This is a genomic window from Nonomuraea sp. NPDC001684 (genome assembly GCF_053596515.1).
Window position 1 is genome coordinate 1 of sequence record NZ_JBSFGJ010000400.1, and the last position, 8,584, is coordinate 8,584.

General features: G+C 62.5%; 3 protein-coding genes. All 3 read right to left on the bottom strand.

Features of this window, described 5'->3' with window-relative positions; genetic code table 11:
• Window positions 1-4,813 (bottom strand): FtsK/SpoIIIE domain-containing protein (locus ACWCSD_RS41275; protein WP_449923080.1); only part of this gene is annotated, 4,813 nt, incomplete at its 3' end.
• Entirely contained in the window at window positions 4,810-6,255 is a 1,446-nt protein-coding gene (locus ACWCSD_RS41280) for a hypothetical protein (RefSeq protein ID WP_449923083.1), read from the bottom strand. The genes ACWCSD_RS41280 and ACWCSD_RS41275, both read right to left, overlap by 4 nt.
• Window positions 6,255-8,087: a hypothetical protein gene (locus ACWCSD_RS41285; protein ID WP_449923086.1), complete on the bottom strand. Its 1,833-nt coding sequence runs from the start codon at window positions 8,085-8,087 to the stop codon at window positions 6,255-6,257. Before ACWCSD_RS41285 ends, ACWCSD_RS41280 begins: the two co-directional genes overlap by 1 nt.
• Window positions 8,088-8,584: the final 497 nt, after the last annotated feature.

Sequence of the window (8,584 nt, forward strand, 5' to 3'; positions counted from 1 at the left end):
TACCCGCAGCGCGGGCCTTCTGCGTTAGGCGCTTGAGCAGCGCTTCGATCTGCTTTTTCTCTTCAGGATCGCTGGTGAGGTCGGCGTACTCGTCCAGGACGACGACTATCCATGGCTTTCGATCTGCTTTGTTGACCTTGGAGTTGTACTCTGCGAGCTTGCGTGCGCGGATCGCCTTCATGTCCTTATAGCGCTTGGCCATCTCTTCGACGGTTTCCTCAAGAATCTCGATCGCATCGGCGGCGTCCATACCGATCAGGCCATCAAGGTGAGGGTCGTCCTCGAAGTCGACAAGCTCGGTGCCCTTGGGATCAATGAGACGGAGTCGCAGGGCACTCTTGCCGTACCGGATCAAGCCCTTGATGATCGTGTCCAGGGCAACGGACTTTCCTGATCCGGTCGTGCCGGCCACCAGCAAGTGCGGTGAGTCCGCGGAGGAGAGGTCAATGGTGACCGGGTTGCCCGCGATGTCGGCGCCCAGAGGGGCGATGAGGCTCTCGGGATCAACTGGGCATCGCTGCCACAGCTCCTTGGCGTCAACCCCGTACATCTCGTCGTCGATCTTGGGGATTTCAAATAGTACGGAGCCGCGGTCGCTGCGGGTGCGAATGCTGAACCCGGAGGGTAGCGCCAGAGCCAGGAAGATCTCGTCTCGCCGGTTGGTCAGTTTGTCCACGGTGACCCCAGGATGGGGAATGAACCGGAAGATGTAGAAGCCGGGCCCCTCCTGCCACTTGCCGTTTTCCGGGGAGGTGACCGCGACCTTGTGGCGGGCGAAGACGTCAAGGACCTTGTTGTATCGAAGCCTCAGCTCCTCCTCGGAGAGCCCACTGTGGTGAGCCTTCCGAGGGAGAGGATCCGCCTCTGCGGCAGAGTGGCGCCCAACTACCGCTCTCGGCGCGTTTAGTGGAGCAGTCCTCCCACCAACCTCGGCAGGTGCCGTCGGTTCTTCGGAGGTAGGCATTCTGGTGGATGTCGAGGTGGTTTGAGCGGCGGGGCCAGAGACCTTCATGGTCCCGCCGAGGTGCCTAGAGACAACAAGGGGGTCTGCATTGGTGGGGTCCTGATTTGCCCGCAGAGCGCCGATGAGGTTCAGCAGCTCGTGCTTGTTCAGCCTCACCAGGGTGTGCTTGCCGAGGCTTCCGACCATGGGAGCCGGCTGGTCGTCCTCGGCTGAGATAGCCACCGCAACGCCAGTAACCTGACCGAGCTGGACATCCTCGGAGCGCAGGGCGTCAAGGACCTTCGCCTCGATCTGACGGTGGTCCTCGTCGCCGATCACGGTGCGAGCTGGAAGGTCTGCAGCCTTTAGGACGTTTCCACTGGTCTGAGTGATCGCGGCGGCAAGCTCGTCCAGCCAGAAGGGGCGGTCGTGGCGAACCTCGCCGTCCGAGCGAAAGGCATCCTCACACAGGTCGGTGGTGCGGTTGAGTTGTTCCTCGGCCGAGCCGACGTCGAAGGTTTGGCGAAATTTGGACTCGGCGACCAGGATATCCAGGCGAACCATCCCGTCATCCTGGACGGTCAGCACGAAGCGGCCCAGATCGGCACGAGTCTTGTGTCCCCGGCCGAACCAGCGGTGGTGCTCGTCGAAGCTGATCCAGGTGACCAAGCTCGTGCCCTGCCGAGGGACGGGGAACTGCTGATCAATGACGAATCGGGTGGCGACCAGGCCGACGACTTCGTTGACCGTGGTGCCGATACCGAGAGAGCGCAGCACGGCGCCAGGGGCCACGTTGCGGCCTACCTCGTAGATCCGCTTAGCAGTGCCTTCGGAGTCCTGCGGAGTAACGACCCCGATCTGCTCCAGCCGGCGCCGCAGTCGCTGGACGACGAACTGCTGGCCGGTCTGCGAGCTGACAATAAGGGTGTAGGACTCGTTCTTGCCGACACTGGGCTTGACGAGGATGACGTCAGGGCGGTTACGCAGGGCATCGATCTGCTCCCGTCCGATGAAGCTGTCGAGGGTGACGACCCAGTGGGCCACGCGGTGCAGGGTGGTGAACAGGTCTTGGTGCTGGTCGAACTGCACCTGCATCTCGAAGTAGTCGATGCCGTCGACGCTCTCTCTTGAGACCGGAGAACGGCGGTCGTAGCGCACGCACAGGGTCGACCAGGACTCGAGTGTCTCGTCAGCGGTCTCGGGCAACAGCGCTCTTACGACGTTTTCGCTGGTTTGCGCCAGGTTGTGGGAGGCCGGGTGCTTCCAGGGGTTGAAGGAGCCCGACAAGGATTCCTTCTTGGTGCTCTCCTTGATACTGGTCTGGGTGCCGAAGAGCGCCGGGGCCAGGGCGAGGTCAATGGTGTCTTCCAGCTCTGACAGGTCTGCTTCTTGGCCGGGCTCCCATGTTTGCAGGATGAGTTGGACATCGGGCAGGAAACTGTCCTCGGACATCTCCGCGCCGGAGAACTGCGGGTCGAAACCCTGGATGATCTCGTGATGGGTCGCTTGGGGAGCCAGCACGACCAGATCGACCTTCAGACGGGGGTTCTTGGCCCGCATTTGCTTTGCCACGCGCATGGGCAGGACGGGGTCGCCGTTGCGGTCCAGGAGCAGTAGGCGCAGGCCGTCGAGCTTGTGGGGGTAAGTCGTCAGGTAGTCGGTGATGACGCGGACCATCTCATCGATCGCGGTCTCGTCAACGCTGGAGAGCCAGTCCTTGGACTCATTGCCGCCGTGGCGGACAGGCGCGTACTCCTCGTGTCCGGCCGATTCCCGCATCGGGATGGCAATCGTGCCGCCGGGCCCGACGAGGATCGCAGGTGTCCCATGTGGGGAGATACGATCGATGGCGTCGAAGAAGAGGTCCTCGTTCTCCTGATTGAGGCTCAGCCCCCCTTCCTTGTTCAGGGCCGTCTTGATGCTGTCGGCGGCCTCCGCGTAGTTCTTTGCCAGCCAGCGCAGCTTCAGCGGGTGGGTGGCCAGCATCATCATGCGGTGGTCGGCCAGCCCGACGACATCGGTCAGGACGACGGCCTCGAGATCTGTGTTCGGGGCGTTGTTGGGGACCAGGGCGGTGCGAGCTGCGCGAAGTATGCCTTCCCATTCGCGTACGTATTCGTTGATGTTCTCGGCGTCGAGCCCGTCGGAGATCTGCTTGAAGTGCTTCTGTTTGAGGCGCTCCATCTGGCCGGCGAAATGTGACGTGGGTTCAGGCACGGGCTCGTTGACCTGCCAGTGCTGTGGCTCGTTGAACTTCTGAAGGAAGGTGTCGAAGGTCAGATCGCTGGCATGGCCGGGGGGAGGTCTCCAGCCGCGGACGAGGGCCGCCAGAGCGATCTGGCCAGGGATGCCCAGGGGGTCCCAGCGGAAGCGTCGCTGGGCGGCACCGTCCATCTCGACCAGAATGCGCAGCGGGGCCCACTCGATGTTCGGGTCGAACGGCTCGTCTTCCTTCGGCAGGTGCGGCATGTTCAGGTCCAGCAGGCACTCCTTGACCTCGAGAGTCAGGCGAAGTCCGGTGGAGTCCTGGACATCTCGCAGGGTGCGTGCGTACAGGAAGGCGAACAGCCAGCGGCTCCACTGTCCGGTTTCCTGGTTGCCCTCATGCCCGACGACGACGGAGCCTTCTTCTTCGTCGGAAAAGTAGGTCAGCTCGCGCAGCAGGGCACGCAGTGGGTCATGGACGAATTGAGAGTCCGGAAAGGCGAGCTTTTCGACTTTGCGGCGACATCGCTTGGACAGCAGGTCGGCTAGCGGTTCGGTTCCTCCGAGGGGAGTCTCGTCAAGGAAGCGCTGTGCGGATTCCTGGTCTCCGCGGTCGAGCGCACCTTCGATCATCATGGAGTCGTACTCGTTGACCCGCTCTGCGGCGGTCCGTTCGATCTCCTGCCGGATCTGCTGGCCCAGGCCGATCTTTTTGGATTTCTGCTCGAAGACTTCGAGCCAGAGGGTCAGGTCCTGCTCGCGGCGAAGCTGACGAGGATTCTGTGGGGTAGAACCACTGCGGTTGAGGTTGCGTACGAGGCTGCGCATGCGCGTTTTGGCAGTCTCAGAGTCCGTACCGATGTACTCCAAGGACTCCTCGCTGAACTCAGTGGCGGCGATGCGGTCTATCAGGTCGTCTTCGGTGATCTCCTTGCCGGTGGGCTGTTTGAAGGCACTGACCCAGACGTTCTTCTTGATTCGGGCGGACAGCGCGGCGGGCTTGAAGGAGAGCCCTCGGTCCGGAAAGAGGTCAAGAGCGGGTAGGGCTGCAGAGATCTCGGGGTAGACCGCATCAGGGGTGTGAACGTGAGTAGCTGCGACTTTCTGCGCTGTTTCGACCAGGAAGGTCGCCCAGCGGCGCAAGGACCGGGGCTCCTCATCGGTGACAGCACACCAGATCTCCCGCAAAAGGGTGGCCATGAGGGCCGGAACGGTGCCGATGCCACCGGCCTCCCGCCACGCTTCTGCCATTAACCTTTCGAACCCGCGCTCGCCAGAGGTGTCGTGGTGGTCCCCCAGAACTGCGGCATCGTCAAGGGCGTTCATGGCCGCCAGCCCTTGTGCGTCCGGGGATTCCCCCCACTCGAAGAGCAGCACCGCCGCGCCCTGTCCAAAATTTCGCCACTTGGTCAGCTGGTCCTGAGGGTCCAGCAGGTAGTCAACCGGTACGCCTTCGATCGGCTCCGAGGTGCCGACCTTGACGACAACCTGACGGCCCGGCGACTCCGACAGCCTCTGGGCGGTGCGACGGAGCGCCTCGGCCACGGTCGGCCGATCGAATCCGCTGACTCGCAGGACGGCACGGGCTCCACTGAAGTCGGTGACCTTGCGGAGCGCTTCGTCGGCGACGAACCGACCGAGCGCTCTGATACTACTGTCGGTCACCGGGGCTCCCCTCGGACCATGCTGGTCGCATCTGAATATTGAGTGAGCAGGCCGATGGCGGCCAGCCTTTCCCGGAACGCCTTGCCGTTGTGGTCAAGGAACGATGAGTCGACCTCGTAGGCCAACGGGCTCGCAGCCGCGGCCTTGCTCTCCATCACGAGCCCGTACTTCTCATAGAGCAGTCCACAGAACTGACCGAACTCCATCTCCGTTCCCTGCGGGACGGTGGCGGATACCAGGCCCTCGAGCATCGGGGGCTTCATGGTGAAGTGTCGGCGCCCGACCGTGGCGTTCAGGGCCCCCACAGCGGCGAGGGTCTCGCTGAAGAACGCTCGGGGCGATGCGACCGCATTGCCGGCCTCCTTGGTGAATCTTTCGTAGCGGCGCTTCCTGGCCTCGTCGCCTTCGGCTTCGTCGATCATTTCCCGGGCCTGGACGTTGATCGCGTTGACGATGTCGTTGCGGAAGCCGGTGAGGTTTTTCTGCGACTCTCTGCGCAGCGGGGTCGCCTCGTTGCCGAAGTCCAACAGGATCGACTCCCGATCGGTGGCACCGAGCTTCTTGCGTGCGAGATGCAGCTGGTGGCGTGCCAAGCAGTAGGGGACCCAGTGCATGAGGCTCTCGGTGCGCTTGGCCCTGGGGACCGTCGCGATCCGAGTGACGATGTTGCGGGTTCCTTCCCTCAGCAGATCGGGCCACGGGCTGAGATCCTCGTGCAGCGTGATTCCCTCGTCTATGCCCTCCACGGGCGCTTCGTCGTAATCGAAGTCGTGCGCACTGAGGGCCTTGGCGAGGTTGCCCAACGGGGTACCGCTGTCTTGTACGAGGTCGGCCAGGCCCTTTCGGGTCGCTTCCTTGCGGTCGGAATCAGGGTCGCTGCGGAGGACTTTGTAGGCCCATCCCCCGCCATCGCGGAAGAGGTATCGCTCGATACTCGGGGCATTGATGCCAGCAGCAACCTTGCCGGCCTGCTTGCGCTTCTTGTCGCTGTTCTTGGAGGAGGCATCGGTTTGCTTGATTCGTCGTTCGACTGCGTCGTAGTGGATGAGCTCACCGACGAACGGATAGATGTGCACGCCGAACCAACCGGGTTGGCTACGACGCCCGGGGATTTCGACCAACAGGGAGGAGAACAGGGCATGGAGCGTTGCCATCGTTTCGGGGGAGTCCAGTTCGACGGCCTTGCTCAGTTCTTCGGTGCCCTCGACGATGTGGGCCCTGGTCGCGATCCTCCGGGCCAGGTCGTGCGAGGTCCTTCTGTAAGCTGTATTGGCTCCGCTGTCCAGGAGCCCTGCGAACTTCTTTGGGTCTTCCTGATGCGCCAGGTAGACGCCACGGGCGATCGCGAGCATCTCGAGCGGGACGTAGAAGCCGCGGCCCTGCCGTTCGAGATTCACGCCGAAAAGCCGAAGGACGACCTCAGCCTTGGAACGATCGGCCATCAGGCACGCACCGACCGGATCTTATCGCCGACGTCGATCATCAGCTTTCTCATGGCGTTGCCCGCCAATACCTGGATCTCGTCGTCCTTGTTCGACGAGTCGGCCAGCTCTGCCAGGGATCCACTCAGACCGCGGATCTCTGCCTCATGCTGGACCTCGCTGCGCAGGCCAGCGGCCCACCGTGTCAGCAATTCAAAGCGCAACAGGTCCGCTTCCACCGAGACCGCGTCTTGTTCAGGGGCGACAGCCGGGATACGGATGTAGATGGCCCGGTTGAGCCACTCGACGGCGTTCTGCATCTCAGGGGGGACGCCTGTCCGGTCTCTCTCTTGCCACTGGGTGATTTGGTCAACAACCTCGACACCCTTGCTGGGTACTCGCCGAGAGATTACGGCCGCGCGGCCGCGGTGGGTAAAAAAGGCCGGGTCGAGTATCAGGAAGTCGGGGTTGCTCCCTGCCCGGTGGATGCCCTGGACAGCCTCCAGGCCCTTGAGGAAGCGGTCTCGAACCGTAGTGTCTGCCGGGTCCCGGTTCTTGTCCTGGACAGTGACGAAGTCGTCGCCGGCCAGCAGGCCCATGCGGGCGAACCGATCCCTATCGTCGTCGCTATTGAAGAAGTCAGCTCGCCGCAGGAACGTGTACACGCTTCGCAACTGTTCAGCTTGCTTTTGGACGTCCCGACTCGTACGGACCTTCTGCAAGTAGCTGCCAGCGTCCGCGGGAGGGAAGTCGCCGGCCAGGTCCGGGTCTAGCCGGTCGTCAACTTGGCGGCGAGAGACCTTGCCGGGGTCCAGTTTTCGTAATGCGAAGAAGGCAGGTACCAGATGACGCTGTTGCTGGGTCAGCCGGTCACCGAAGAGGGCCTGGTGGTACAAATGGGGAGCTTGCCATGACCTATTCGAGTGCGACCGCTGGTACTTGGCGTGAACGTTCTCGCAGGAAAGGCCACCCGTGAGCATGTAGCTGATCACTGATAGCGCCTGACGGGTCGTGACCACGGCCCCGGTGCGCTCTGCTGCGGCGAACATATCCCGGATCGCGGCCCGGCGCTGAGGCCCGCGGGTGGGATCGCTCAGCTCGTTCCGGTTGGCCAGGATGGGGCAGACTACCCGTGCATCACAGGTCTCGCAGGACTTCCATCGCGACCATTGCGTCGTCGTCCACTGCTTCAGGACCCACAGGATGAGCCCGTCGTTGGGGCTGTCGGCCGCTACGGACTGGTAGTTGAGGTTGATGACGGTGACTGTGTCATCGGGGTCGCTCACCTGCCCGCGGAGGATGCCTTCAGTCAGGGTCGTCACAAGGATCTTGGCGCGCCCCGTGCCGCCCTTGTCGAGGCTATCGTCTTCGGCGGCGCACTTGCGTAGCTGGCCCTCGTTCGCGCAGATGATCGCGACACCCCCACCCGCAGGGTCGAGCAACTCCACGAGCTTGCGAGCGCCCGCTTGCACGCTGAGCTCGCTGAGATCCTTGAGGATGTACAGCGGGCGTCCGCTACGGGTCTGACCAATGGGGCGGCTGGCATTGCCAGCCTCGGACAACTCGCGGAAAACCGTCTTCCGGATCTCTGGTGTGATCGTCTCGGCATCGACCCGCAGCTCAGCCAGAAGGCTGGCGCACAGACTTGTCTTGCCATGCCCGGCGTCCCCGGTCAGGACGATGGTCTTCATGGTCGGTCGTTCAATGGCACTAAGCAAGTAGATCAGCGTTGCGACGCGGTACAAAGACTGTGTCCAGTCTGCCTGCAGCTCGTAGATCATCTCGGAGGCATCGACGTCGAACGGCTGGTAACGACGTATCCGTTGGACGTGTTTGTTGACCTCTAGCGGCATGCTGTTGTCCTTTGTCGACCGAGCCGAGAGCGCTGTAAAAGTCTAGCTGCCGGAGCCGCTGTCGGGCAGATCAAATTCCCTGACCGATCGCTGAAGTTCGCCTGGTTCACGCTGTGTGACTGCGTTGGAGGCCACGAGAATCATTGATCATCATGCTTGGCGATGAGGCATTCAATGTTGACTGCGACCGCGCTTAAGACGTGTTGGAGGGGGCTGTGACGACCTCGGGGTGACAACAGCGCGCATTCGATGGTCGTTGATGAGCTAATTCAGGATGCCCGTGATGTCGGCCGGTGAGACGTAGAACCGCCGCGATCAGCACGTCAGGTTACATTGCGATATCGGTCCACGCACGCACTCATCCTTGATCGAGTGTGGTGACCGGTCGTTCCGCCAGTTCTAAGTGAGTGTTTGAGATCGGCGATCTTCGTTAGTCGCAGACAATTCTGGCTTGTCGTCGAGCGGGGCCTGTGCGGGTGAGACGGCGGGCCATACCG

Excerpts from the sequence above, each read along its gene's own strand:
- ACWCSD_RS41280 (WP_449923083.1), bottom strand. The coding sequence starts at position 6,255 with ATGGCCGATCGTTCCAAGGCTGAGGTCGTCCTTCGGCTTTTCGGCGTG.
- ACWCSD_RS41285 (WP_449923086.1), bottom strand. The coding sequence starts at position 8,087 with ATGCCGCTAGAGGTCAACAAACACGTCCAACGGATACGTCGTTACCAG.